This is a genomic window from Jannaschia sp. L-14R (assembly GCF_056857695.1).
The window spans coordinates 232,961-258,925 of record NZ_JBSXNP010000009.1 but is presented as its reverse complement, the minus strand read 5'-3'; the positions used below and the strand labels follow the sequence as shown (position 1 = coordinate 258,925).

The following is a 25,965-nucleotide window of genomic DNA, read 5'->3' as shown; positions in this document are numbered from 1 at the left end:
CCCTTTGCTCCGGTGTTGATGAGGTATCGGTACGATGCGACCCGTCCGATCATCGCAACGGTCGCTTGGAAATCCTGCAATGGATAAGAAACCTACTCCGAAATCCAACCCGAAACCTTCGGAAAAAGGCGGCTCCCAAACCCAGAAGAAATAGGCCGCACAGGGACGGGAAACCGACTGTTCCCCATGATATGTCCCTGATGCAAGGAAACCCCGGCGCGATGCCGGGGTTTCTGTTTTTCTGTGGATCGGCCATCGGAGTGATATCTCCAGCCGTCACAAACGATCTCAGGACAGCAAAAAAGGCGCCGATAAAGCGCCCCTTTCATATCTCGAACAGAACGACTTAACGCTGGGTCGGGCCGATCATCATGACCATCTGGCGGCCTTCCATCTTGGGAAAGCTCTCGACCTTGCCGATGTCCTTGGTGTCTTCCTGCACGCGCTTGAGCAATTCGTAGCCCAGGTTCTGGTGGGCCATTTCACGACCACGGAACCGCAGGGTGACCTTGACCTTGTCACCGGTTTCCAGAAAGCGAAACACGTTGCGCATCTTGACGTCGTAATCATTGGTGTCGGTGTTCGGGCGGAACTTGACCTCTTTGATGTCGATGGTCTTCTGCTTTTTCCGGGCTTCGTTTTCTTTCTTCTGCGTCTCGTATTTGAACTTGCCGAAGTCCATGATCTTGCAGACCGGCGGGACCGCATTCGGGCTGATCTCGACCAGATCGAGCCCGGCATCTTCCGCCATCTGGCGTGCGCGGGCAGGGCTGACAACACCTACGTTTTCACCTTCCGCCCCGATCAGGCGGATTTCGGTACTGCGGATCTTGTCGTTGACGCGGGGGCCGGTGTCGCGCTGCGGAGGCGCGTTATGGGGTCTGCGGGCGATGGTGGCGGTCCTTTCAGGGACATTGATACAGGGCCGTAACTTAGCCGCGTCAGGGAGGGCCTTCAAGGTCGGAACAGCGATCTATGACCGATTTGACGCCCTTTCGGGGTGCTTGCCATTGTCCTTGGCGTGCCCATGCGTCAATCACAGCTCAATGGGAATCGCATATCTGGAGAATTCACATGTCTCGTAATTTGATTGTCGGTCTGGCTGTCCTCGTTGTCGCGATACTGGGCTGGATCGTGATCGACCGCATTGCCGAGAACCGGGCCGAAGTCGCCCGCATCGAAGCCGAAACCGTGCAGGCCGCCCAAGAGGCCGAAGAAGCCGCGCGCCTGGCCGAGGAGCAGGCCGCCGAGGAGGCCCGTCTGGCCGAAGAAGCGCGTGTGGCCGAGGAAGAAGCCGCCGCTGAAGCCGAGGCTGCTGCTGAAGCCGAGGCTGCTGCGGAAGCCGAAGCCACGACCGGGACGGATGCCGTCGATGCGACCGCCGAGGCTGCGACCGAGGGGACCGAAACCCCCGCGACCGCTCAAGCCGATCTGGCTACCGTGCTGACGCCGGACGGATTCGATGCCGACGCCCTGATCGTTTATGTGGACGAATCGGATATGAACGCGGTCGCCAAGACCACGCTCAAGGCCGGGATTGAACAGGCACGGGACAATCCGACGCTAATCCCAGCCTTGCTGGAGCAGCTGAGAGCCCGTCTTGGCGTAGAATAAGCGTCCCCAAACACAAAAGGGCCGCGGCGGGGAATACCCGCCGCGGCCCTTTTTCGTTTGTCGCACTGGTCCTAGCCGACGAAAGCCTTCTCGACGACGTAATGTTTGGGCTCGGAATTCGCACCTTCCTCCAGCCCATAGCCTTCGAGGATTTCCTTCAGGTCGGTGTTCAGCCCGATTGATCCGCAGACCATGGCACGGTCCGTTGCCGGGCTGATACTGTCCACACCAAGATCCGCAAAGAGACTGCCGTCGCGTAGACGGTCGGTGATACGCCCCACGGTCGGAGAGGTTTCGCGTGTGGTGGTCGGGTAATACGTCAGTTTCGCCAGATTGTCCTCGCCCAGCAACTCGCCCAGAATCTCGTCGGTGCGGATTTCCTCGATCAGCTTGCGGCTGTATTCCAGCTCCGCCACTTCGCGCGTGGTGTGGGTGACGATGATCTGGTCGTAGGCCTCGAATGTTTCAGGGTCGCGCAGCAGCGACGCGAAGGGCGCAAAGCCGGTGCCGGTCGCAAACAGCCACAGGCGTTTGCCGGGCAGCAGGGCGTCATGCACCAGCGTGCCGACGGGCTTGGGCCGCAGGATGATCTGATCGCCCGGCTGGATGTGCTGCAACCTCGACGTCAGTGGGCCGTCCTGCACCTTGATGGAATAGAACTCCAACTCATCATCCCAACTGGGCGAGGCGATGGAATAGGCGCGCAGCAGCGGCTTTTGCTTGCCGGTTGCGGGGTGCGGGTCGCCCATCAGGCCGATCATCACGAACTCGCCCGACCGGAACCGCAGCGAGGCGGGCCGTGTCACGCGAAACGAGAACAGGAAGTCGGTCCAATGCGTGACCGAGGTAACGGTCTGCGCGTCGGGCAGGACCGGGGCAGCCGGGGCGGTGGACGTCTGGTGGGCGGTCATATCGTTCATGGCTTCGATTGCGGCGGGTGCCGCACCTCTAGGGAATAGGGACGGAAAGTTCTAGGCGGATGCGGCGGCGCTTTTGGTGTCGCGCCTCCGGCCAAGGCGGGACTGATAATCGTGAGCCTGCCAATCGGCGCGGGCCAGCCACTGATCCTCGGGTTGGCGCGCGGCAAGGTCGTCGGAGATTTCCACCTCGTCGAACCCGGACCGGCGTGCCATCGCATATTGGTCGGCGATCACATGGCCCTCGGCGCGCAGCCGCCCGGTGTAACCCGCACGACGAAGCTGTCGGGCAATCGTGAACCCACGCCCATCGGCGGAACTCGGAAACGCCACGCGGATGGCGGTCGCCTCCTCCAAACGCGCCAGAACAGGCGTCAGATCGGCGTCGGGCGCCACGTCGATAGACAACGGGCCGTTTGCAGGCAAGTCGTCGGATGGCGAAAAGCGGGCATTCAGGTCGTCGGGTGCAAAGCCCGCGTCAGTCACGATGGGCATGAAATCAGACCTTTGTCGATTGGATGGCGGGCCAGAGCCGTGCGCCGTTCAGATGGATGCCGCATTCGGTCTTTTCCTTGCTGCGCCAGCGCCCGGCCCGAACGTCTTCGCCCGGCATGGTGCTGTCGGTGCATGGCGCGCAGCCGATCGACTGGAACCCCTTTGCCACCAGCGGATGACGCGGCAGGTCGTGGACGTCCAGATACGCGGCGATGTCGTCGCGCGACCAATCGGCCAGCGGATTGATCTTCAGCTTGCCGCTGTCGGCCTCGAACACGGCGATATCGGCGCGGTCGCCACCGTGGTGCCGCTTGCGTCCGGTGATCCATCCGTCGAAGTCCTGCAAAGCCAACTCCAGCGGCTTGACCTTCCGCAGAGCGCAGCAGGTATCGGTATCGGACTTGTGCAACTCGCCCTCGGGGTCGTGCAGAAACAGGTCGGTGGCATCGGGGCGGACGATCCGCACGTCGCTCAGACCCAGCGTTTCCGCGACTTCGATCTGATAGGTCAGCGTTTCCGGGAACAGCATCGCGGTTTCCAGAAACAGCACCGGACGCGAGGCATCGACCTGCGCCATCAGGTGCAGCAGCACGACCGATTCCGCCCCGAAGGACGAAACCATGGCGATTTCGCCCAGCCGGGCATCGCGGAACACGGTCTCAAGGACAGATTGCGGAGTCGCCGCTGCCAGATCGGTGTTCAGCTGCGCGGCGCGGGTGGCGAGAAGGGCATGTGCGTCAAGCGGCATCCTGATTCTCCTGAGGGTAGAGGGCGGCTTTGAAGGGTGCAGGCCCAAGGCGGCGGAAGGCGTCGATAAAGGTTTCTTCCTCGTCCGCCCGCAGATCGAGATAGGCGAGGATCAGACGTTCGATGGCCGGAACAACCTGATCGTAGGCGAAACCGGGGCCCGCGCGTTCGCCGATGGCAGCGGTTTCCGTTGCGTCGCCGCCCAGCGTGATCTGGTAGTTTTCGACCCCGGCGCGATCCAGCCCCAGAATGCCGATATGCCCGACATGGTGATGACCACAGGCATTGATGCAGCCCGAAATCTTGATCTTCAGGGCCCCGACCTCATGTTCGATCTTGAGCGCGTCGATCCGCTTTGCGATCTCCTGCGCGACCGGGATCGAACGGGCTGTCGCCAGTGCGCAATAATCCATGCCGGGGCAGGCGATGATGTCGGACGCCAGCCCGATATTGGCAGTGCCCAAACCGGCGGACCTGAGGGCCGCGAACAGCACGGGCAGGGCGTCGCGCCGGACATGGGGCAGGATGACGTTCTGCTCGTGGCTGATGCGCAATTCGCCGTAAGCGTGGGCATCGGCCAGATCGGCCATCAGGCGCATCTGGTCGGCGGTCGCGTCACCTGGCGTCTCGCCGTGCTTTTTCAGCGAGATCGTGACGATGGCATGGTCGTCGCGTTTGTGCGCGGTGACATTGGTGTCGACGAAGCTTTGCAGCACCGGGTCGAGAATCGGCGCGGGAACGTTGTCAGTGAACGCGGGCAGGGCGAACTGCGCTTCGATCCCGGCCAGCATCACTTGGTCCACGCCGGAAAACAGCGGCTTGAGCTGCGCGAAACGGTCTTCGATCCGCTGGCGCATTTCCTCGATACCGTTCTCGTGGACAGTGATCTTGAGACGCGCTTTGTATTTGTTGTCGCGCCGACCCAGCCGGTTGTAGACCGACACGATTGCCTCGCAATAGGGCAGCAGATCGGCCTTGGGCACGAAGTCGCGCACCGTTTTGCCGATCATCGGGGTGCGGCCCAGACCGCCACCGATCATGACTTCGAAGCCGATCTCGCCGTCCTGTTTTTTCATCACCAGACCGATGTCATGCGAGCGGGTGACGGCGCGGTCGTTGGGCGACCCGGTGACGGCGATCTTGAACTTGCGGGGCAGAAACTGGAATTCCGGGTGATCGGTGGACCATTGGCGCAGCAATTCGGCGACCGGACGTGGGTCGGCGATCTCGTCCTTGGCAGCCCCGGCGAAATGGTCGGCGGTCACATTGCGGATCGTGTTGCCGGACGTCTGGATCGCGTGCATCCCCACTTCGCCCAGCGTGTCGAGCATATCGGGAATGTCGACCAGTCGCGGCCAGTTGTACTGAATATTCTGGCGCGTGGTGAAGTGGCCGTAGCCCTTGTCCCACTTCTCGGCCAGCACGGCGAGTGTGCGCATCTGGCCTGACGCCAGCGTGCCATAGGGAATCGCGACGCGCAGCATATACGCATGCAGTTGCAGATAGACGCCGTTCATCAGGCGCAGCGGCTTGAACTCATCCTCGGTCAGGGAGCCGTCCAGACGGCGCTCGACCTGGGCACGGAACTGGGCATTACGTTCTGCGAGGAAATCACGATCGAAATCGGTGTAGTGATACATCTCAGGCCTCCTTCTCGGCAGCTTTGCCGTGGGCGTAATTTGTCGGGCCGGTGGCGCGGAAATCCTCGCGGAAGTGTGTCGGAACGGGGCCGCTTTCGGTCACGCGCACATCCGCCAGATAGGTGCCGACGACGACCGAGGGTTTGTCGGCATCGACCAGCCGCATCTGGGCATGGGCCTCGTCGGTCAGCACTTCGGCCTCGGTCAACGAGGCGACCCAGCGGTCGTCCTCGGTCAGGTAAACGACGTCGCCTTCGCGCAGCAGGTTGGCGGTGACGACTTTGGGAGAGAAGGAGCGATTGCGGCTCATAACGCGATTTCCTGATGGGTAAGGGCTTGGGCGGCGGCGCGGGGGGCCAGACCGAAAAGAAGGACGGCAGGACCCGAGACATCGGACAGCGCGTCGGGCAGGGTGGCCAGAGTGGTAGCGTGAATGGTCTGATCGCTGCGCGAGGCGTTCTCGACCACAGACACGGGCGTGGCGGGCGCGGCCCCGTGCATAAGCAAACGTCCCTGCATCCAGCGCGCGGCGCGCTTGCCCATATAGATGGCGGCGACCTCATCGGGTTTGGCCAATGCGGCCCAGTCCTGATCGGCGAAACCCTTCATGTCGTGACCCGTCAGGAAACGAACCGACCCGTTGCGGCCCCGTTTGGTCAGGCTTTGCCCGATGGTGGCGACGGCGGCGCTGGCGGCGGTGATACCCGGAACAATGGCCCAGCCCAGACCGGCAGCGTCCAGTGCCTCGATTTCTTCGTCCAGACGGCCGAACACGGTCGGATCGCCCGCCTTGAGGCGCACGACGTGGTGACCCCGCAACCCATGTTCGACGATCAGCGCGTTGATGACGTCCTGCGATGTCGAGGGGCCGAAGCCTTCCTTTCCGGCGTCGATGATGATCGCCTCGCGGCGTGCCAGTTCGAGAATTTCCGGCGCGACCAGACGGTCGTGAATCACAACGTCGGCGGCATCCAGCGCCTTGCGCGCCCTGAGGGTCAACAGTTCCGGATCGCCAGGGCCGGCGCCGACCAGATCAACATGACCGGGGCGTGTTTCGGCGTTCAGATGGCTCTCCAGCAGGGTGTCGAGCGCGTCGCGAATCGCCGCCTCGCCCTGATCGGCGGCGCGGGGACCGGCTTCGTTATAGTAACCTGCCCAGAATCTGCGGCGGACGGCGCCCATGGGAAGCACATCGGCTGCCTTGCGAAAGGTCTTGCCCACACGCGCCAGCAGGCCCAGCCCGGCGGGCAGGCTCGCTTCCAGGTCTGCCTTGATCTTGCGCGCCAGAACCGGGGCCGCGCCTTCGGTACCGATGGCGACGACGACGGGGTCGCGGTCGACGATGGCGGGCGTGATGAACTGGCTGCGCGCCAGATCGTCGACAATGTTGACGATGGCACCGTCTGCGGCGGCCAGTTGCAGGGTGCGACCGTCCAGCGCGGCATCTTCGTGCGCGCCATAGGCGATCACGCAGCACAGCGCGTCGCCGGGTTCCTGCGCACGCGGGATCAGGTTCAGCTTGCCCGCATCGGCCCATGCCACAATCTCGGGCGCGGCGTGTTCCGCGACCACCGTGATCCGCGCCGTCGTCTTGAGCAGCAGCCGCAGCTTGGCCACCGCCGCATCGCCACCGCCCGCAACGAGGACGCGGCGGCCTTCTAGGGCGAGGAAGATGGGGAAGTGGTTCATCTGGGCGCTCCGGCGTTCGTTCCCTTGTATATAGAACATTGTTCTGGATATTTGGGAGGGGGAGGGCGATAACAGGGACGTATCGCGTATTTTGCGTCTCAAACCGGTAGGATATTCCACATGACCACGGAAACGCGGAAGCCCGTCCGATTGGATGACCTGGACCGGAATATCCTTCGGGCCTTGCAAGCCGATGCAGGGCAATCACTGGATGAAATCGCCCGTCAGGTGGGGTCTTCGAAGACGCCAGTCTGGAATCGCATCCGCAAGATGCGCGACGCCGGTGTAATGGGACCGTCTACGGTGGTGGTCGACCCGGAAGCCCTTGGTCTGGAAGCCTGTTTCTTCGTCCTGATCCGCACGTCGGAGCATGAAACCGACTGGCAGCAGAAGTTCCTGGCCGCCCTGCGCGCCCGCCCTGAGGTGCAGGAGGCACATCGGCTGGCGGGGGAAATCGATTATATCCTGAAGGTGCGCGTGGCGAACGCACGGGCCTATGACGTGTTCTATCAGGCGCTGATCTCGGAGGTGCGGGTGTTCAACGTCACGGCACTTCTGTCGATGGAGGAGATCAAATCGACGGTGGCGCTGCCGGTCTGAACATAACGGACCGGGCGGGAAAATCTTCCCTGTTTCGGGGTGCGGGGCGGTTTCCGGTTTGTGGGTGATCCGGGGGTGATCCACGTCGGATATGGGGCGGACACGATTGGGGGCGAGGCTACATGCAGGCGCGTGTGTCTGATCAGGTCTTGCTTGTGCTGACGCCCGTTCTGACGGTGTTCGCGGACCTGACTGTCGCAATCGGCGTCGGCGTCTCCATTGGTCTTGCCCTGCGGCTTCGTCGGCGCAATGCGGGGATGGAGAAAGACTGGACCCCTCCGGATCGCTGAGTGGACTGCGCCTCATCACAGTCAACAAAGGATAGTCAAAGCGGAGAAGACCGGGCCTTAACTGCATTGTGGAAAGAGGAGCAAACCGGACGTTCGTCTTTCCGAAAACCGGAATTTCCACGGCCCTTTGCCTGTGGTCCTTTGCGCGAAGTGGCGGAGTGAACCCGGTCTTACGCTTGGCGCGAAGCCGCAGGCGAAGGCGAGATCACTCGAAGTCGCGCGGCACAGCGAAATCCAGAACGCGGCCCGGTTGGTCGTCCACGATCTCGACCACCAGACAGGCTCCGGTCGGATAACGGGCAAATTCGGGGTGGACGGGCGGGGTTGCGGCAAGCTGTTTTGCGGCTTCGGCTATGCCCGGATTGTGCGAGACGATCAGGACGCAATCGGCGGTTTGCTTGCGGGCCAGGGCCACGATCATCTCGGCATCCGACAGATAGAGGTCGGGGCGCGTTTCGGTCGTCGTCTCGGGCAGGCCGAGGGCGGCGAGGGTCTGGCGCGTGCGAGTCGCGTCGGAGCAGAGGATAAGGTCGGGCAGGTGGCGGCGGGAGGTCAGCCATTCGCCCATCGCGCGCGCGGCGGCGCGGCCCCGGTCGTTCAGCGGACGGTCGTGGTCGTCCTGATCCGGGTCGGACCAGTCGGATTTTGTGTGGCGCAGCAGAATGAGTTTCATCGTTCCTCCGTTTGAAGCGTGGGCCTGTGAAAATAGGCCATGTGATGAGCCGATTGGGCGTCAGGGCGTGGGGGTGAGGCGGGGCAGGCGCGCCGCACGGCGCAGCCCCTGGCCATGCAGGCATTGCGCGGATCGTCGAGCCAGCCGTGACAGGCCCGAAGGTCATACCCATCGCCGGTCATGGCACCGACGGGACAGGCGGTCAGGCAGGGCGCGGCGCAGCCTGTGCAGGGGGACGGCGGCGCGGCAGGCAGGGCGATGTCGTGGTCGAATGTCAGTGCGCCTCGAAAGCTGACCATCAGGCCCTGCGCATCATGCACCAGCAGGCCGACAGGCGAGATATGGCACCGGCCCGTCCGCCTGGCCCAGGTGATGAAGGGATGAAGGGGCGTGCCGAAGGGAAAGCGTGCCTGCGCGCCCAGATCGGCGGCCCAGTCACCGATGATGCGCGTGGACCAGCGGTCGACGGGATCGGGGTGCCGCGCCTCGGGGGCGGTTTGCAGGATCGGCCAGAAGCCCTGCGGATCGGGGCCGAGGAGGACGGTGGTTCGGTTGTCATCGGTAAAGCCGCCCAGGAGGGTCAACCCGCGCTCCGCCGCGCCAGTCTGGAGCGCGGCGTAGTCTGTCATCCGCCGGTATGGCTCATGTGGCGGATCGTCTGGCCCGCCACCTGCTGTCGCGAATAATCGAAATCATGCCCCTTGGGTTTACGGGCGATGGCGGCGTGGATCGCGTCTTCCAGCGGGGTATCGGATTCGGAGGCGCGCAGGGGGGCGCGCAGGTCGGCCATGTCTTCCTGCCCGAGACACATGTAAAGTTCGCCTGTGCAGGTGACGCGGACGCGATTGCACGACTCGCAGAAGTTATGCGTCAGCGGCGTGATGAAGCCGATCCGCTGGCCGGTTTCGCCGATTTCGAAGTATCGTGCCGGGCCGCCGGTCTTGTAGTCCAGTTCGGTCAGGGTGAAGCGGGTGGCAAGCTGGGCGCGCAGGTCTTTCAGCGGCCAGTACTGATCCAGCCGCTGCACTTCGCCCATGTCGCCCATCGGCATGACCTCGATGAAGGTCAGGTCCAGATCGCTCCGGTCAGCCCAGTCCAGCAGGTCGAACAATTCGACATCGTTGAAGCCCTTGATGGCAACGGTGTTGATCTTGACGCGCATCCCGACCGCCTTGGCCGCGTCGATGCCGCGCAGCACCTTGTCGAGCGTGCCCCAGCGGGTGATGTCCTTGAATTTGACCGGGTCCAGCGTGTCGAGCGAGACATTGATGCGGCGCACGCCCGCGTCCCAGAGGGGCTGCGCGAAGCGGTCGAGCTGGCTGCCGTTGGTGGTCAGTGTCAATTCGTCCAGGCCGTTGCCCAGATGGCGGGACATACCGTCGAAGAAGGTCATGATGCCCTTGCGGACGAGCGGTTCGCCCCCGGTGATGCGAAGCTTTCTGACGCCCAGACGAACGAAGGCCGAGCACATGCGGTCCAGCTCTTCCAGCGTCAGCAGATCCTTTTTGGGCAGGAAGGTCATGTGCTCCGCCATGCAATAGGTGCAGCGGAAGTCGCAGCGGTCGGTGACCGAGACCCGCAGATAGTCGATGGTCCGCGCAAAGGGGTCGACCAGTTTGGGGGGCAGTGTGGAAGAATTTGCAGAGGTCATGCGCGAAACGCTACGCGTCCGCGCCCGCCGCGACAAGTGGGGCTGACAGAGAGGTGCGGCGCACTAGGATAAGAAACTGTGCAAACATGCGAGGCCCGTTCCGATGACCCGATACCTTTTGATCCTGCCCGCCGTTCTTGCCGGTTGCGGCCAGTTTGCATCTCTTGACCGGACCCCGCCCGGAGACGCGTCGGCCCCTGCGACGGCGACCGCCCCGACCGCGCCGCCCGTGTTGACCGGACCGGCGACGTCCGTCGCCTCGCTGGACACAGTATCGGAGGCGGACAAGGCCACCGCCCGTCAGGCTGCGGCCGCAGCGCCCGGCGGCGGCGCGTTGGGGACGGTCACAGTCGCGTTGGGTGATCCGACGGACGGCGGACTATGGGTCAAGTCGGAGCTGGTGGCGTCGGATACGCCCGGAACGGTCCGCACCGGGAACGGGGAAGCGATTGCCGTAACGCTGCGTCCGCTGGGTGGCGCGGGCGGGCCGCAGATTTCGCTGTCGGCCTTGCAGGCACTGGGCCTGCCGTTGGGCGGATTGCACTCCGTAACGCTGGCACGGACCGGATGAAACGGCGGACGATTTCGCGTCTGGCCCCTTGGTCCGAGATGCGGGGGACCTTCGTCTGGGATGTGCCCGCACGGTTCAACATTGCGGTCGGCTGCTGCGACAGCTGGGCCGAGGAGGATCCGGATCGCGCGGCCATTGTCGACCTGTCCAACGGACGACGGGTCTGGACATATCGCGACCTGAAAGACGCGTCGGACCGTCTGGCGGGGGTGCTGGCGCGCGGCGGCATCGGACGCGGGGACCGTGTCGCGATCCTGTTGCCGCAGCGTGCCGAGGTCATGGTGGCGCATCTGGCGGCAATGAAGCTGGGTGCCGTGTCCCTGCCCCTGTTCACGCTGTTCGGGCCGGATGCGCTGGCCTACCGGCTGGCGGATTCGGGCGCACGGGCCATTGTCGGGGACGCGGAGGGACTGGCGCGGATCGCACCGCTGGACCTGGCCGATCTGACGCTGCGGATCGATGCGGACGACTGGGACCTGTCGGGACCGCCGATAGCGGAGGTGGCGGACACCGGGGCCGACGATCCGGCGATGATGATCTATACCTCCGGCACGACGGGCACGCCCAAGGGCGTGTTGCACGCGCATCGGTTCCTGATCGGACATCTGCCCTGTGTCGAGACGGCGCTGGAGGGGTTTCCGGTGGAGGGCGACGTCGGCTGGACCCCGGCGGACTGGGCATGGATCGGCGGGTTGATGGATCTGGCGATGCCCTGCCTGTGGTTCGGTGTGCCGCTGGTGGCCAAGCGGTTCACCAAGTTCGACGCGGACGCGGCCTGGGCGCTTATGGTGGCCGAGGGCGTGACCGCCAGTTTTCTGCCACCAACCGCGCTGAAGCTGTTGCGGCGGACGAAAGTGCCGCGCGGTCTGGCCTTGCGCGCGGTCCTGTCGGGTGGAGAGGCGCTGGGCGCGGATCTGCTGGACTGGGGGCGGGATGCCCTGGGCGTTCCGATCAACGAGATATACGGCCAGACGGAATGCAACCTGGTGATGGCAAGCTGTGCCGGCACGCAGGATCTGCGACCGGGCACCCTGGGGCGCGGGGTGCCGGGGGTCGAGGTCGCGGTTCAGGCAGCGGATGGACAGGACGTCAGGGTGGGCGAGACCGGGGAAATCTGCACACGCGGATCGCCTGCGGCGTTCCTGCGATACTGGAACAAGCCGGAGGAAACCGTCGGCAAGTGGCGGAACGGATGGCTGAGGACGGGAGACCTCGGGCGGAGAGAGGCCGGTGGAGTCATCACATACATCAGTCGGGACGACGACGTGATAACATCATCGGGATACCGCATCGGTCCGAGCGAGATCGAAACCTGTCTGACCGGGCACCCCGACGTTGTCATGTGTGCGGTCGTCGGCCTGCCCGATCCGAGGCGCGGTGAAGCTGTGACGGCGTTCGTCGTGGCACCGGATCGCGGCCCGGATTTGGAAAACGAGCTGATTTCGAGGGTTTCTGCCCAGATTTCGCCACATATGACACCGAGGTCCGTGCAGTTTGTGGACAGTCTTCCGATGACGGCCACGGGCAAGATACTGCGGCGAGCGCTGCGGGAATCGGAAAACGAAAGTGACGTTCGAGAATAACGGTTTATGTGATTTTTGCGGGCCGATGCCCTTGCCAGCAAGGCATGGAGCGCCGATGATGGAGTCGGAAATGTGTAACGTTTCAGTTGCGACAGATTGGCCGCAGTTGATAATAAACCCGGACAGAACCTTGCGGAATTACCCCTGTCGCAAAGGAGTTATGGCAAGGTTTTAGAGGCCGGATCGCGCGACGCGTGGTGTGCCGCAGTATTGTAGTCTGATTTATGAGGATATTTTCATGTCCCGACTTTCAAATCTAATCGCGATTTCCGCGATATTCACAGCCGGTGCCGCATCGGCGAACGGATTCGGCGAATCCGTCTCGTTCCAGTTCCGCAGCCCGGCCGAAAGGCAGATTCTGCTGCAGGGCGAGCAGACACGCCTCAACTACAAGGTTTACGAGGACAGCCGCGACGCCGCCGCCGCCGCAGCTTCGGGCGGGCAGACCGGCAATTCGCTTTCGATCACGATCAGTGGCAACGGAGACAATACGATCGACGTCGTTCAGGACAACACCGGCGATCAGACGATCCAGGAATCCGAAGGTGGATCGACCAATACCATCGGGGGCGAGCCCGCCCCGGCGGCGACGGCATTGAGTCCAAGCTCCATAGATGAGGCAGTCGCCGTCATGAACGCCATTCCGGTCTCGGCGGCCGGCGAATGAAATCGCTTCGTTTCCGCGCGAGCGTTGTCGCCACTCTGGTTCTGGCAGGTTGCCAGTCCGCATTGCCGATCCCGTTCAGCGCCCCGACCCCGCAATTCAACGGCACGATCCCGGTTGTCACGGCCACGCCGGCTGATGCCGCGCTTGAATGCCTGTCCAATTCGTCCGCCGTTCGAAACTCGAACCGCGTCTTTTCCGTCCACATCATTTCGGACCTGACGCAGAAGATCGAAGTGGACGAAACGGGCGGGTATATCCCGCGCGATACGGCCGGAATGTTGGTGACCGCGCTTGCGCGGGCCGGAGTCCGGCAGGTGAACCGCGTGAACACGACCGTCACCGAATTCGAGATCGCCCGCGCCCGCGAGCAGATCCTGGGTGATGGCCGCGTGACCATCGTTGAAGGCGAACCGCTGAACTATCGCCCGCTGGAGCGGGGGTCGCTGCGTGGCTCGGACATCGTCATCGACGGCGCGATCACGCAGCTTGATTTCAACACCTATTCTCGCGGTGCCGAAGCCGGACTGTTCGGACTTTCCGGCGGACGCCGGAATTTCGCGCTGACGGTAGCGGCGGATCTGCGGGTGACCGATACGCGCACGACCGAGTTGCTGATGGCCGAGGCCTATTCCAAGCAGGCCGTCGGGGTCGAGGTTTTCGGGTCTATCTTCCGGTTCTTCGGCGACGAACTGTTCGACGTGCAGATCGGATCGCGGTCGCAGGAAGGTCTGCACGCGGGCATCCGTTGGATGCTGGCCGAAGCCGCGTATGACATCGTGTCGCAAACGCTGAACCACAACGGAAGTTGCGATCGCTTCCTGCCGAAGTTTCAGGCGCAGCAGCAGGTTACCGATGCAAGCGTAACCGCCGTCGCGGTGGAGCCGACCTGATGCGGGCTACGATCGTGATGGCATTTGCCGTCGGGCTGGTCTGGGGGCCGGTCGCGGCGCAGACGACTCTGCCGCCGGTGGAGGAGCGCCCTGCGCCCGAAACCCCGCCTTACGATCCAACGCTTTTTCTTGAATCGATGGTGAACTACCGGACGCTTGCCTTCACCTGCGAGCAGACCCTTCCGGGGTCGCCGGTCAACGATTCAGCCGAAATCGGCCGTTTCTTCCAGACGCTTGGCCTGCCCGAGCCGCAGGGCACGGACGCGCGGCTGAGCCGCCTGGTCAAGCGGTTGGTCCGGTCGCAGGGCGCGTCGATCTGCGGCGAGCGATTGGCCGACAGCGCCCAGATCTATGGCAGGCGTGCGGTGGATTATTCCGTCAACAAACCGGAGGAATGGCCCGAGGCACCGCGGATTAGCGCCGGGCCCTGGTGCGCATCGCAGTCATGCTCGGAAATCGGGTTCTGATACGGGGCGTCGTTTGACGTCGATCAAGTGACTGGCGTCATCGCTCGATCGTGGCCGCATTGCCGACCTGTGTATGGGTGCCATCGCTGGCCTGAACCCGCTGTTCCTGATCGGCGCGCTGGGTCGCCACGATAGGATCGCCGGAGCGGGAGGAGCGGTCGTTGCGAATATCCAGAAGGTTCACGATGTTCGTGCTGGAATGGGTATAGCCGGGGACGCCGTTTTCCAGATCGGCCAGGGTCACGCCTTCGAGGTTGTTTTCGACGATTTGGCGGCCATCGGACACCTGCGTCAGGCCGTTGGCGACATTCGCCGACACGAAGTTGGCGATGTTCAGACCCGACTGGCTGACGCCGTAGGGCGTCCGCCCGTCAGCTGCATTGACAGTGTTCCTTACAATCTGATCGCCCGAGAAAACCCGCGCGACGTTATAGACCTCGTCCGCGACCAGCACGTTGCCGATATTGGTACCGGATTGCACGATGCGGCCTGGCAGCGACCCGGCCTGGTCCAGATTGACCGTGTTCTCGATTTCCTGCGAGGTCTCTTCGGGGAAAAGCTGTTCCCCCGATCCGATGGACACGTCAGCGATCACGATGTTCGCGGTGTTGCGACCGATCTGGCTTATGCCACGCAGACTGCCGGTGCCGCCGCTGATTTCATTGATGACCTGCTGGATGGCGCCGGGGCCGAAAGCCTGGCGGACGTTGTCCACCTGTTCGACGATGATGATGTTCGCAAGGTTCTCGCCGGTCTGTGACACGGCGAGGGACCCGCCTTCTTCGCTGGCTTCCATGATGTTGATGGCGCGTTGTTCGCCCAGAAAGGTCTGGTTGGCCTGGGATACCACGGTGCCGCTTGACAGCAGAATGTTGACCGCGTTCAGCACCGACTGGTCGACCTGGTCGGCAGAAATGACAGGGGGCAGGCCGACGCCGGAGCCTTCGCCGGCAGTCACGAATTCGTCGAACAACTCGGAATAGCCCTCGATGTCCGGTGCTGCGTCACCGTTCAGGATGGCGGAACTGCCCTGAACGACTGCGATGTTGGTGCCGATCTGGTCGCCAGTGGCGATCTGATTGAGGATGATGCCTTCGGGGCCTTCCGCTACGGCGGCCGTCGTCGTCAGGCCGAGAAGGGCGAGAGCTGTGAGCGTGCGCTGCATGGGAAGATACCGATTTTGAGGGGCGGGGAAGGAATGGCGGCGGTGTGCCGCCATTCCGATTGGTGTCAGGCTTGACGCCGGATCAGTGACTGATGGAGTTCGCGACGTTGGTCGCGGCCTGCGTCACATTGTTGATCGTATCGGCGTCATACAGACCGTTGCCGGAAAGCTGGAAACCGGAGTAGGCCTGCGAGACTTCCAGCGAACCGCCGATGTCGGGCAGCGTCGCCACGGTCACCAGGTTCGCGGCGTTGACCGCGGTCTGGGTCAGACCGCTGACGGTACCGGCCGAGTCGAGGTTCGGTCCACCGTCACCGATGAAGCCGGAGTAGTTCACGAGGTTACCCGCGATCTGGGCGCCGTTGATGACTTCCTGCGACAGGGTTCCGCGCAAATCGTCCAGCGTGGCCAGGTTCACCGCGTTGGTGGCGGTCTGGGTTGCATTCGTGACACCGTTCATGCCGAACTCGACATAGTTCAGTGCAGCCTGACCATTCAGGAAGCCGCTCATGTCGGCCGTCTGGGTCAGGGTCGCCGAGGCTTCGACGTCATCCAGCGTGGCCGAGTTGGCAACGTTGGTCGCAGCCTGCGTCAGGTCCGAGATGCCACCTGTCGATGCATCGACATCAACAACAGTGTTGATGGCCAGCTGTCCAAGGTCCGAGACGGACTGGTCCAGCGAGACATTGACATCCTGCAGCGTCGCGAGGTTCGCGGCGTTGACGGCGGTCTGGTTGACGTTCGCGACACCGGTGACTTCAAAGCCCCCGATTGGCGATGCACCGATGTTGTTGGCGGCAACCTGGGTTGCAAAAGACACGCTTTGATCGAGCGTTTCGATCTCGAGCCCGGCACCGGCAGCAGACACGCTGTTGGCGACGTTGGTCGCTTCCTGATCGGAGGCGGAAACCGAACCGATCACCAGAAGTGCGTCGTTCATCGCAGTCTGACCTGCGGCGAAGAAGCTCTGGTCGATGTCGCCTTCTACAGTCATCAGCGTCGCGAGGTTCGCGGCATTGACGGCGACCTGAGTCGAGTTCGAGATGCTGAAGACACCGTCCAGAGTGTTTCCGGCCGTCTGCGACGAGAAGCCGAGGGTCTGGTCCACATCGCCACCGACCGTACCGTCGATATCAAGGCTGTTCACGACGTTGGTCGCAGCCTGATCGACGAGGTTGATATTGCCGAAGAAGGCAAAGGCCAGGTTGTCAGCGTCCTGATCCAGATCGTAGGCGTATTGGTCAACGTTGTCGCCCACGCTTGCGGCTGTGGCCAGGTTCGCGGCGTTCACCGCATTCTGCACCATTTCACCGACATCGACGTCGGCATCGGCCACGTTGGACGCGGACTGCGACACGGGCTGAATGTTGAAGAATTCGCTGACGCTCTGGGTGATGTCGTCATCGACGGCCCCGGTCACGGTCAGGCTGTTTGCGACGTTGGTCGCGGTCTGAACACCATTGAAGATGCTGCCCGTGCTGAGCGCTGCGTTCGAAGCGATCTGATCCAGATCATCGACGTCCTGGTTCACATCGTCACCGACGCTGGCGGCAGTGGCCAGGTTGGCCGCGTTGACCGCGCTTTGATCGAAGGTGAAGATGCTGCTGCCGCCGCCGTTGGACAACAGGTTCGACGCTTCCTGCAGGGAGTCATCGACGTCCTGCAAAATATCATCATCGACGCTGGCGGCGATAGTCGCGCTGTTCACAACGTTTGTTGCGGACTGGATGTTTCCGGCCCCCATGACGATGATGCCCTGACTGGACACTGCCGAGTTGCTGGCGGTCTGGACGGTGTCATCGACATCCTGGTCGATATCGTTGCTGGCAGAGTTGAGAGTCGCCAGGTTGCCGGCGTTGACGGCCGTCTGGTTGAAGTCCGAGATGCCGGTCGGGCCCGAGATCGAGTTGATCGCAACCTGCGTGGCCTCGAGTCTCTGATCCAGATCTTCGAGGTTTACGGCTTCGATGCTGTTGGCGACGTTGGTCGCGGCTTGCGTGACGTCGACAAAGGCGCCCGTGAATACGCCGCCCGAGTTGCCGCCGGTCGAAACCAGGCTGTTGACAGCGAACTGGCCAAGACCACCGCCACCGCTGCTGGGATCGGTCGACTGGAAGACGTCATGCAGATCATCGGCCGTATAGTTGATCAGGTTGGCTGCGTTGGTGGCCGCCTGAGATACGGTAGTGCCGTCAAAGTTGATGACAATGGAATTGAGGGCGGCCTGAAGCGCACCAACGGTTTGGGTGACGTCGGTGCTTTCGTGCGCCGCCGTCGCCGGCAATGCGAGCGCAGATGCGATCGCGGTTGTTGTGAGGAACTTTTTCATTGGAGTCTCCGTCCTTCTCTGATGCCGCCGCCAACACGGCGACGATCAACCTTCCTGAAGTGGCCGACGGCGTGGAACCGTAGTCGGCAATGTCGACGGACGAGAGGGGACGAGATGAAGGCGACAGGATTCGCGTCGAGGATGAAATACCGTCGCGAAATCGGACCCGGACGAATCAGCCCGCGGTCGTGTCAGTCGTCCAAAGACCCCCAGGCCAGTCGGAACAGGGAATGATTTGCATCTGAAACGGGACGAATACAGTCAGGCAAAACCTTACAAGCGCGGTTCGGGAGCCACTTGTGGAGATTATCCGCCTGAAATCCTTACCATACGGGAAGGTTTGCGGTGCCAGGATCGCAGTGGAAACGGTTTGTTCCCGGTTAGGTCATGAATAATCATGACATTGCAATCCTTGAGTCGATAATTATCGGGGGATGTGTTAAAGATGAGTTAAGACCAAGGCATTTTCGTGACCTGCGCATTAGCAGGCCGGGGAATGCCGACTATTTGGGCTTTCGGGCGAATTTCCGCCAACGACTGAGACGTAATTTGTATTTTCAAAGGTTTTCCTATGAAGCATTTATCCACCCTGACCACCAATGCTCCCTCCGAAGTCATGACACGCACAGCCCGCCCTGTTCCGGTGGTTGTCATGTCGGTGTGCGACGCATTTCTGACCGACGTTAAGTGTGCGGCCGAACGGGCCGGACTGGGCGAGGTCCGAAGGATCGATATTCATGATTGTGACGAGATCAGCGTCATCGGGAAGTCCATTGTCGTTCTTGACCCTGATGCATTGGATGACCCGGTCAGCGGTGCATCCGACCTGTTGGATCGTCCGTCGAACCGTGTCGTGCTTTTCGGCAAGGGATCAGGTCTGATCATCAACCGACATGCCATCCGCCGGGTCGTGGACCGTGACATGGGTCTTGACGTTCTGGCCATTGCGCTGCGGTCCGTGGTCGCAGATGCCGACAAGGTCGACAAAGCCTGCATTCCCAAGCTGAGCGCGCGGGAACGCCAGGCGCTGCACCTTTATGGGCGGGGGTTCACGCTCAAGGAAATCGCGCAGCGTTTGGGCATCAGCGACAAATCGGTCGAGACCTACAAGGGACGGGCGTGCCGCAAGCTGGGTTTGAACGGGCGGGCCGAGGTGCTGTCGTATATCGAACCTTTCCTGACGCCTGCGGCGATGTAGCCGGTCAGCGCGTCGTCCGGACCAAGACGGGTCGCCCTCTGGAGCGACCCTTCTGGATCAGGCGGCAGGCATCCGGCGTTCAACGATTTCGGCCCACCAGCTGCAACCGGCGGGAATTGCCTCGTCGGTGAAGTCATATTCGGGATGGTGAACGGGTGAGGTGTCGCCGTTGCCGACCAGGATATAGGCACCGGGCCGTTCCTCCAGCATGAAGGCGAAATCCTCGCCGCCCATGACAAGGGGGGCCTCGTCACAGCCACCCGACACCGCGGTTGCGACCTCTGCCGCGAAGGCGGTCTGTTCATCGTGGTTGACCATTGTGGGATAGCTCCGGTGATACGTGACGTCCGCCGAGCCGCCAAATGTCGCGCAGATACCGGCGCTGATGTCCCTGATCCTTTGTTCCGCAAGATCGCGCATCGCACCGGTCATGGTGCGGACGGTGCCTTTTACCTGCACTCGCTGGGGAATTACGTTGAAGGCCTTGGACGACGATTCCAGCGATGTGACCGACACGACGATCTGCTCCACCGGGTCGGCATTGCGCGATACGATGGTCTGCAACGCGGTTACGAACTGGGCGGTCATCACGCAGGTATCGACGACTTCGTGCGGTTTGGCGGCGTGGCCTCCACGGCCTTCCAGCGTGATGTCGAACTGGTCTGTGGCCGCAAAGAACGTGCCGGACCGGATGGAAAAGCTGCCGACGGGGCGACCGGGCCAATTGTGCATGCCGTAGACTTCCTGGATGTTCCAGCGGTCCATCATGCCATCGTCGCACATCTCCTTGCCGCCGCCGCCGCCTTCTTCGGCGGGCTGGAAGATAAGGACGACGGTGCCGTCGAAATTGCGAGTCTCGGACAGGTATTTGGCGGCACCGAGCAACATCGACGTGTGACCGTCATGGCCACAGGCGTGCATCGCGTTCGGCGTCCTGGAAGAATAATCCAGACCGGTCTGTTCGTGGATCGGCAGGGCGTCCATGTCCGCGCGCAGACCGATCACCTTGCCCGAGTCGGTCTTGCCCTTGATGACGCCGACAACACCGGTGCGACCGATGCCTTCGACCACTTCGTCACAGTCGAAGTCGCGCAGTTTATCGGCGACGATCCTGGACGTGCGGTGTGTCTCGAAGAGGATTTCGGGGTTTTGGTGGAGGTCGTGGCGCCAGGCTGTGATCTCGGGCAGCAGTTCGGCGAAGCGGTTCTTGACGGGCATTGCAGGTCTCCTTTTCGGGCAAGGTGCGCCTGAGAACGGAAACCTGCAAGTCGATCAGGATGGATCGGAGTCGCGTGCCTCCTGACGACGGTCTTCGCGGGTGCGGCGCACGTCGCCTTGACCGGCGGGCCAGCCTTCGCGCTGTTTGGCGCGGGCCCGTGACGGCACCCGGATCATATCGTCCGCGCGGGCGGAGCGGCGGGCCGTCCACGCGGCACCAAGGCCGAGCCCGACGAAAATCGCCAGAACGACGGTGGATGCGACAATGTTCGGGATCAGCCTGAACAGGCCTTCGAACCAAAGATCGATCTTGTCGAGAATAACCTGAGGATCTGCATCGATCGGTTCCCGCCCGGTAGTCGATCAGATCAGCGTATCGATCACGCGCTTCAACAGATCCTCGCCCGCGTGGAACTGAGCCTTATCGATCCATTCATCGGGTTGGTGCGCCTGCGCGATGTCGCCGGGCCCGCAGACCACGGCGGAATAGCCGCGTTCCTGAAACTGACCCGCTTCGGTGCCATAGGTCACGACGTGGGTGCCGTTGTCGCCCGTCAGGCTGCGGATCAGCGCCTCGGCCACGCCGTCGGTTTCCGGTTTCAGCGCGGGCACGCCAGGGTTGCGGTCCCATGTGACGCCCGCGTTGGGGTGCCTGGTGCGTAGTGTTGCATTCAGCTTGGTCAGAAAAGCCGACAATGCCGCTTCGTGACGCTCCAGGTCGTCGCCCGCAGGCACCCGAAAGCCCAGCTTGAAGGTGCAGTCCCTTGCGGTGATGTTGTGCGCCGTGCCGCCCGCAATCAAACCGACATGGGCGGTCGTATGCGGAGGATCGAACATTGCGGACACCGGGTCGGGCGTTTCCGCCATCAGCTTGTCGTTCAAGTCGTTGACCCAGCCCAGAACGCGCCCCGCCTCGTGGATGGCGCTGACGCCTTGCGGCAGCTTCGAGGAATGGACCTCGTATCCGTGAATGTGGACATCGGTGATCGATGAAGCGTTATGCCCCGTCACCGGTCGCAGCATCGACGGTTCCCCTATGATGGCGGCGGCGGCGCGGGGCAGGTGTGTCAGCATGTCGTCGATCATCGGCGGTGCGCCGATACAGCCGACTTCCTCGTCATACGACAGCGCGATTTGCAGGGGGCGCATGATACCGCGTGACAGGGCATAGGGCACCATTGCCAGGGCAAGTGCGTCGAAGCCCTTCATGTCGCAGGTGCCGCGCCCGTAATACCGCCCGTCTTTCTCGGTCACGGCAAAAGGATCCATCGTCCAGTCCTGCCCATCGACAGGCACGACATCGGTATGACCCGACAAAACGATTCCCCCCGCCACCTCGGGACCGACATTGGCGTAGAGCGCCGCTTTTTTTCCGGTCGCGTCGTAAACCCGGCGGGCCGGGACGCCGTGCGACGCGAGGTAATCTTCGACCCAATCGACCAGATCGAGGTTCGGATCACGGCTGACCGTCGGAAATGCCACAAGTTTTTCCATGATCTCGCGGGCGGTCAGAATCATTGGGCGGGAACGGGTTTGCGACATCGGGGTGACCTTTGCAGGAGGTGCAGTCCAATGGGTGCTGCCCGCGCGGGCAACAGTCAAGCCAACGGCACAATCTTCGGGCGATCCGGGCGGGCTGCACAGGAAACGGGCAAACCGCTTGCGGGACCGGGATCATCTGATAGCGTCGCCTTCAGATGACGGGCGCAAGACCCTCAGAGAACAAACTGCATCCACCTTGAAGGATGCCGGACATGGGGAGCGGTGGATGCCGGACGGCGACACCCGAAACGTGCTGGAGGTCCGGGGCCTCCGCACGGTCTTTGAAACGCGCAGGGGCGAGGTTCACGCCGTAAACTCGGTCAGCTTCGAGGTGAAACCCGGCGAACTGCTGGGCGTCGTCGGCGAATCGGGGTCCGGCAAGTCGGTCACGATGATGTCGCTGGTCGGTCTTCTGCCGTCACCCCCTGCAGAAGTGCGCGAGGGGAAGGTTTTGCTGGATGGCGAAGACCTGTTGCAGGTCACGCCGGCCCGGCTGCGCGATATACGAGGCTCGGACGTTGGGTTCATTTTCCAGGACCCGATGACCTCGCTCAATCCTGTGTTCACAGTGGGCTTCCAGATCATGGAGCCGGTGCGCCGCCATATGGGTCTGAACAAGAAACAGGCACGGGCGCGGGCTATCGAGTTGCTGGAACTGGTCGGCATTCCCGGTGCCGCCGGTCGCTTGTCGGATTACCCGCACCAGTTTTCAGGTGGCATGCGGCAGCGCGTGATGATCGCCATCGCGCTGGCCTGCGACCCCAAGGTTCTGATCGCAGACGAGCCGACGACGGCGCTGGACGTCACGATCCAGGCGCAGATCCTGGAAATCATCGAGGACCTGCGCAGCAAGCTTGGCATGGCCATTGTCTGGATTACCCACGATCTGGGCGTGATCGCGGGCATAGCCGACCGGGTTGCGGTGATGTACGGCGGGCAGATCGTCGAACACGCCGAAGTGTTTCCGCTGTTCAACGATCCGCGCCATCCCTACACGCGCGCCCTGCTCAAGACGATCCCGACGGTATCGGGCAAGCGCGCGGCCAAGCTGCAGGTGATCGAGGGGCAGCCGCCGATGCTGGGTGCCGCCCCCACGGCCTGTGCGTTCCGTGACCGCTGTCCGCTGGCATTCGAGCGGTGCCACGCCGAAAACCCGCAACGCGAAACCGTCGGTCCGGGCCACGACGTCGCCTGTTTCCACCCGCTTGCCCATACGGCAAAAGAGGGAGCGGCATGACCAGACCACTTGTCGAAGTGCGCAACCTCAAGATGCATTTCCCGGTCCATGCCGGCATCCTGCGCCGTCAGGTTGGCGCGGTGAAGGCCGTCGATGGCGTCAGTTTCGATATCGTCGAAGGCGAGACGCTTGGTCTGGTCGGCGAAAGCGGTTGCGGCAAGTCCACCTGCGGGCGCGCGGTGCTGCGGCTGTATGATATTACCGACGGAGAGATCATCGTGGACGGTCGGGCCATCGGGCAGGAGTCGCAGATGAGTTTGCGGACCATGCGTCCCACGATGCAGATGGTCTTCCAGGATCCGCAGGCGTCGCTTAACCCGCGCATGACCGTCGGGGCCATTATCGGCGAGCCGCTGTCGGAACATACCCGCGTGTCGCGGGCCGAGCGCATCGCGCGGGTCGGGGAGTTGATGGATCAGGTCGGGCTGAACCGGACCTTCGTAAACCGCTATCCGCACGAATTTTCCGGCGGTCAGCGGCAGCGCATCGGGATCGCCCGCGCACTGGCGCTCAACCCCAAGTTCATTGTCTGCGACGAGCCGATTGCCGCATTGGACGTGTCGATCCAGGCGCAGGTGGTGAACCTGCTGGAGGAATTGCAGGACCGTCTTGGCCTGACCTACCTGTTTATCAGCCACGACCTTTCGATGGTGCGCCATATCGCGGACCGGGTGGCAGTCATGTATCTGGGAAAGCTGGTCGAACTGGCCCCCCGCGATGCGTTGTACGACACGCCGCTGCATCCCTATACCGAGGCGCTTTTGTCCGCCGTCCCGGAACCCGATCCGGCCAAGGCAGGACAAAAGCGGGATCGCATCGTGTTGCAGGGCGACGTGCCCAGTCCCGCGAATCCGCCTGACGGTTGCAACTTCTCTACCCGCTGTCCGCGTGTGATGGAGGTGTGCAGCCGCATCGATCCCGAATTCCGTGAGGTGCAGCCCGGCCATTGGGCCGCGTGCCACCTGCACGACAGCATAAGACCAAGCGGCACAACCCGCAGACATACAGAGGCCACAACGATGGTCGAGCCCAACAAGGAGAGTAATCCATGAATACGAAAACAGTCCTGCTTGCCAGCGCGGCGCTGCTCGCCGTCGCGGCCCCGGTCTTTGCCGAGGGCCATGAAGGCGAGCGCGGGCGCGACGGCGAAGTCAGCATCCTGTACTGGCAAGCCCCGTCGACCATGAACCCGTTCCTGTCGGGCGGCACCAAGGACGTCGAGGCGGCAAGCCTGGTGGTCGAGCCGCTGGCCCGCTTTGACGAAACCGGCACGATCCAGCCCTGGCTGGTCGACGAGATTCCCACCGTCGAGAATGGCGGCGTCTCCGAAGACCTGATGTCGATCACCTGGAAGATCACGCCGGGCCTTGTGTGGTCCGACGGCACGCCCTTCACCAGTGCGGATGTGCAGTTCACCTATGAATATTGCACCGACCCCGAAGGCGGCTGCGCCCAGGGGGCGAAATTCGAGCCGGTGGAAAGTGTCGAGACCCCCGACGAGTTGACGGTCGTCGTCAACTTCAAGGAGCCGACGCCCTATCCCTATACCGCCTTCGCCGGCGGCGAGAGCCCGATCCTGCAGAAGGCCCAGTTCGAAAATTGCAAAGGGGCCGCAGCTTCGACCTGCACGGAAGAGAACTTCAATCCGATCGGCACCGGACCGTTCGTCGTGGACGAATTCAAGACCAACGACGTGATCACGTTGTCGGCCAATCCGAACTTCCGGTTCGAGGGCAAGCCTGCCTTCGCCAAGGTCAACTTCAAGGGCGGCGGCGACGCCGAAGCGGCGGGTCGCGCGGTCATGCAGACCGGCGAATTCGACTATGCCTGGAACCTGCAACTGGCCCCCGAGGTCATTGCCCAGATGGAAACCGGCGGTATGGGCACGACCGTCGTCGGCTTCGGCCCGCTGGTCGAGCGCATCGAGCTGAACCACACCAACCCCGATCCGGCACTTGGCCCGGACGAACGGTCGGTGATCCGTCCGCACCCGTTCCTGCAGGATCCCGCCGTCTATAAGGCCCTGTCCTTGGCCATCGACCGGCCGTTGCTGGTCGAAATCGGCTATGGTCAGGCCGGCAAGGTCACCTGCAACCTGGTGCCCGCGCCCGAGGCGTTCAATTCGTCCGCGCTTGAATGTTCGGAACAGGACATCGAAGGCGCCAAGAAGCTGCTGGATGACGCGGGCTACGTCGACAGCGATGGCGACGGTGTCCGTGAAAAGGACGGCGTCGAGCTTCGGATGCTGTACCAGACGTCCACCAACGCAGTGCGTCAGGACTTCCAGCAGCTGATCAAGGAATGGTGGGAGGAAATCGGTTTCGCGGTCGAGCTTCGCAACATCTCCGGTTCGGTCTTCTTCGGCGGGGACGCGGGATCGCCCGACACCTTCCAGAAGTTCTATGCCGACGTTGAAATGTACGCGAACACTTTCCCCGGCACCGATCCGCAGACCTATCTGGGTGGCCCGCTCTGCAACAAGATCCCAAGCCCCGAGAACCAGTGGCAGGGCGAGAACATCCCCCGGTTCTGCATGGAGGAGTACGACGAACTCTGGTCGGAACTGAGCCGCACGGCCGCCCCCGAAGAGCGTCAGCGCATCGCGAAGGAGCTGAACGACATGTACGTGTCGAACGGCGGTCAGATCCCACTGGTGCACCGTGGCCGTCTGTCAGCGCACGCCAACAGCCTGGGCGGCGTCAAGCTGAACGTCTGGGACAGCGAGTTGTGGAACGTCGCCGACTGGTATCGCATCGGCGAATGATCGTTTCCTGACCTATCG

At 62.7% G+C, this 25,965-nt stretch carries 26 protein-coding genes; 12 read left to right on the top strand and 14 right to left on the bottom strand.

Going from position 1 to position 25,965, the window contains the following annotated elements; translation table 11 throughout:
* Window positions 1-346 precede the first annotated feature (346 nt).
* Window positions 347-958, bottom strand: a complete 612-nt coding sequence (gene infC, locus AC13C2_RS05625; protein WP_482886185.1) for a translation initiation factor IF-3 — start codon at window positions 956-958, stop codon at window positions 347-349.
* Window positions 959-1,074: 116 nt separating this feature from the next.
* Here infC and AC13C2_RS05620 point away from each other — a divergent pair, with 116 nt between their 5' ends.
* Window positions 1,075-1,614, top strand: a complete 540-nt coding sequence (locus AC13C2_RS05620) for a hypothetical protein (protein ID WP_482886184.1) — start codon at window positions 1,075-1,077, stop codon at window positions 1,612-1,614.
* A gap of 71 nt (window positions 1,615-1,685) precedes the next feature.
* Here the strand turns inward: AC13C2_RS05620 and AC13C2_RS05615 are convergent, their stop codons facing one another.
* The 6 genes from AC13C2_RS05615 to cysG are packed head-to-tail and all read right to left on the bottom strand — an operon-like array spanning window position 1,686 to window position 7,102.
* The gene (locus tag AC13C2_RS05615) at window positions 1,686-2,534 is read right to left on the bottom strand and encodes a ferredoxin--NADP reductase (RefSeq protein ID WP_482886183.1); all 849 of its coding nucleotides are present in this window, start codon (window positions 2,532-2,534) and stop codon (window positions 1,686-1,688) included.
* A 51-nt stretch (window positions 2,535-2,585) separates the two neighbouring features.
* Window positions 2,586-3,026: a DUF934 domain-containing protein gene (locus AC13C2_RS05610; protein WP_339642377.1), complete on the bottom strand. Its 441-nt coding sequence runs from the start codon at window positions 3,024-3,026 to the stop codon at window positions 2,586-2,588.
* Between the two features lie 4 nt (window positions 3,027-3,030).
* The gene (locus tag AC13C2_RS05605) at window positions 3,031-3,774 is read right to left on the bottom strand and encodes a phosphoadenylyl-sulfate reductase (RefSeq protein WP_424337952.1); all 744 of its coding nucleotides are present in this window, start codon (window positions 3,772-3,774) and stop codon (window positions 3,031-3,033) included.
* Window positions 3,764-5,413: a nitrite/sulfite reductase gene (locus tag AC13C2_RS05600; RefSeq protein ID WP_482886182.1), complete on the bottom strand. Its 1,650-nt coding sequence runs from the start codon at window positions 5,411-5,413 to the stop codon at window positions 3,764-3,766. The genes AC13C2_RS05605 and AC13C2_RS05600 overlap by 11 nt, the downstream gene beginning before the upstream one ends.
* A gap of 1 nt (window position 5,414) precedes the next feature.
* Window positions 5,415-5,723, bottom strand: coding sequence for a DUF2849 domain-containing protein (locus AC13C2_RS05595; RefSeq protein ID WP_339642384.1), 309 nt, complete (start codon window positions 5,721-5,723; stop codon window positions 5,415-5,417).
* On the bottom strand, window positions 5,720-7,102 hold the full coding sequence (cysG, locus tag AC13C2_RS05590) for a siroheme synthase CysG (protein ID WP_482886181.1): 1,383 nt from the start codon (window positions 7,100-7,102) through the stop codon (window positions 5,720-5,722). Before cysG ends, AC13C2_RS05595 begins: the two co-directional genes overlap by 4 nt.
* 120 nt (window positions 7,103-7,222) lie before the next feature.
* Between cysG and AC13C2_RS05585 the strand changes: the two genes are divergently transcribed.
* Both AC13C2_RS05585 and AC13C2_RS05580 read left to right on the top strand, forming a co-directional pair.
* Window positions 7,223-7,702: an Lrp/AsnC family transcriptional regulator gene (locus AC13C2_RS05585; RefSeq protein WP_092762222.1), complete on the top strand. Its 480-nt coding sequence runs from the start codon at window positions 7,223-7,225 to the stop codon at window positions 7,700-7,702.
* A 134-nt stretch (window positions 7,703-7,836) separates the two neighbouring features.
* The gene (locus AC13C2_RS05580) at window positions 7,837-7,992 is read left to right on the top strand and encodes a hypothetical protein (protein ID WP_482886180.1); all 156 of its coding nucleotides are present in this window, start codon (window positions 7,837-7,839) and stop codon (window positions 7,990-7,992) included.
* Between the two features lie 205 nt (window positions 7,993-8,197).
* Here AC13C2_RS05580 and AC13C2_RS05575 read toward each other — a convergent pair whose 3' ends face one another.
* The 3 genes from AC13C2_RS05575 to moaA are packed head-to-tail and all read right to left on the bottom strand — an operon-like array spanning window position 8,198 to window position 10,316.
* Window positions 8,198-8,665, bottom strand: coding sequence for a SixA phosphatase family protein (locus AC13C2_RS05575; protein ID WP_092762224.1), 468 nt, complete (start codon window positions 8,663-8,665; stop codon window positions 8,198-8,200).
* Window positions 8,662-9,294, bottom strand: a complete 633-nt coding sequence (locus AC13C2_RS05570) for a ferredoxin (RefSeq protein ID WP_482886179.1) — start codon at window positions 9,292-9,294, stop codon at window positions 8,662-8,664. The genes AC13C2_RS05575 and AC13C2_RS05570 overlap by 4 nt, the downstream gene beginning before the upstream one ends.
* A complete protein-coding gene (gene moaA / locus AC13C2_RS05565) occupies window positions 9,291-10,316 on the bottom strand; it encodes a GTP 3',8-cyclase MoaA (protein ID WP_175495835.1) in 1,026 nt (341 codons plus the stop codon). Before moaA ends, AC13C2_RS05570 begins: the two co-directional genes overlap by 4 nt.
* 103 nt (window positions 10,317-10,419) lie before the next feature.
* Here moaA and AC13C2_RS05560 point away from each other — a divergent pair, with 103 nt between their 5' ends.
* The 5 genes from AC13C2_RS05560 to AC13C2_RS05540 all read left to right on the top strand — a co-directional run bounded on the left by AC13C2_RS05560 (window position 10,420) and on the right by AC13C2_RS05540 (window position 14,494).
* Window positions 10,420-10,887 (top strand): hypothetical protein, encoded by a 468-nt coding sequence (locus AC13C2_RS05560; RefSeq protein WP_482886178.1) that lies wholly within the window; start codon window positions 10,420-10,422, stop codon window positions 10,885-10,887.
* Window positions 10,884-12,470: an AMP-binding protein gene (locus AC13C2_RS05555; RefSeq protein WP_482886177.1), complete on the top strand. Its 1,587-nt coding sequence runs from the start codon at window positions 10,884-10,886 to the stop codon at window positions 12,468-12,470. Before AC13C2_RS05560 ends, AC13C2_RS05555 begins: the two co-directional genes overlap by 4 nt.
* 238 nt (window positions 12,471-12,708) lie before the next feature.
* Entirely contained in the window at window positions 12,709-13,137 is a 429-nt protein-coding gene (locus AC13C2_RS05550; protein WP_482886176.1) for a hypothetical protein, read from the top strand.
* On the top strand, window positions 13,134-14,027 hold the full coding sequence (locus AC13C2_RS05545) for a CsgG/HfaB family protein (RefSeq protein ID WP_339642409.1): 894 nt from the start codon (window positions 13,134-13,136) through the stop codon (window positions 14,025-14,027). Before AC13C2_RS05550 ends, AC13C2_RS05545 begins: the two co-directional genes overlap by 4 nt.
* Window positions 14,027-14,494: a hypothetical protein gene (locus AC13C2_RS05540; protein WP_092762233.1), complete on the top strand. Its 468-nt coding sequence runs from the start codon at window positions 14,027-14,029 to the stop codon at window positions 14,492-14,494. The genes AC13C2_RS05545 and AC13C2_RS05540 overlap by 1 nt, the downstream gene beginning before the upstream one ends.
* A gap of 37 nt (window positions 14,495-14,531) precedes the next feature.
* Here the strand turns inward: AC13C2_RS05540 and AC13C2_RS05535 are convergent, their stop codons facing one another.
* Both AC13C2_RS05535 and AC13C2_RS05530 read right to left on the bottom strand, forming a co-directional pair.
* A complete protein-coding gene (locus tag AC13C2_RS05535; protein WP_482886175.1) occupies window positions 14,532-15,659 on the bottom strand; it encodes a hypothetical protein in 1,128 nt (375 codons plus the stop codon).
* 82 nt (window positions 15,660-15,741) lie between these two features.
* A complete protein-coding gene (locus tag AC13C2_RS05530) occupies window positions 15,742-17,988 on the bottom strand; it encodes a beta strand repeat-containing protein (RefSeq protein ID WP_482886174.1) in 2,247 nt (748 codons plus the stop codon).
* Window positions 17,989-18,559: 571 nt separating this feature from the next.
* On the opposite strand from AC13C2_RS05530, the gene AC13C2_RS05525 reads away from it, so the two are divergent.
* The gene (locus AC13C2_RS05525; RefSeq protein WP_482886173.1) at window positions 18,560-19,186 is read left to right on the top strand and encodes a helix-turn-helix transcriptional regulator; all 627 of its coding nucleotides are present in this window, start codon (window positions 18,560-18,562) and stop codon (window positions 19,184-19,186) included.
* 57 nt (window positions 19,187-19,243) lie between these two features.
* Here AC13C2_RS05525 and AC13C2_RS05520 read toward each other — a convergent pair whose 3' ends face one another.
* Both AC13C2_RS05520 and argE read right to left on the bottom strand, forming a co-directional pair.
* Window positions 19,244-20,404 carry a M20 aminoacylase family protein gene (locus tag AC13C2_RS05520; RefSeq protein WP_482886172.1) on the bottom strand — a complete coding sequence of 387 codons (1,161 nt, stop codon included), beginning with the start codon at window positions 20,402-20,404 and terminating at the stop codon, window positions 19,244-19,246.
* A gap of 363 nt (window positions 20,405-20,767) precedes the next feature.
* On the bottom strand, window positions 20,768-21,922 hold the full coding sequence (gene argE / locus AC13C2_RS05515; protein WP_482886171.1) for an acetylornithine deacetylase: 1,155 nt from the start codon (window positions 21,920-21,922) through the stop codon (window positions 20,768-20,770).
* Window positions 21,923-22,172: 250 nt separating this feature from the next.
* Here argE and AC13C2_RS05510 point away from each other — a divergent pair, with 250 nt between their 5' ends.
* Genes AC13C2_RS05510 through AC13C2_RS05500 form a run of 3 tightly spaced genes read left to right on the top strand, consistent with a single transcriptional unit; the run spans window position 22,173 to window position 25,947 of the window.
* Window positions 22,173-23,183: an ABC transporter ATP-binding protein gene (locus AC13C2_RS05510; protein ID WP_092762246.1), complete on the top strand. Its 1,011-nt coding sequence runs from the start codon at window positions 22,173-22,175 to the stop codon at window positions 23,181-23,183.
* Window positions 23,180-24,235, top strand: a complete 1,056-nt coding sequence (locus AC13C2_RS05505) for an ABC transporter ATP-binding protein (RefSeq protein ID WP_339646174.1) — start codon at window positions 23,180-23,182, stop codon at window positions 24,233-24,235. The genes AC13C2_RS05510 and AC13C2_RS05505 overlap by 4 nt, the downstream gene beginning before the upstream one ends.
* Window positions 24,232-25,947 (top strand): peptide ABC transporter substrate-binding protein, encoded by a 1,716-nt coding sequence (locus tag AC13C2_RS05500; protein ID WP_424338339.1) that lies wholly within the window; start codon window positions 24,232-24,234, stop codon window positions 25,945-25,947. Before AC13C2_RS05505 ends, AC13C2_RS05500 begins: the two co-directional genes overlap by 4 nt.
* Window positions 25,948-25,965: the final 18 nt, after the last annotated feature.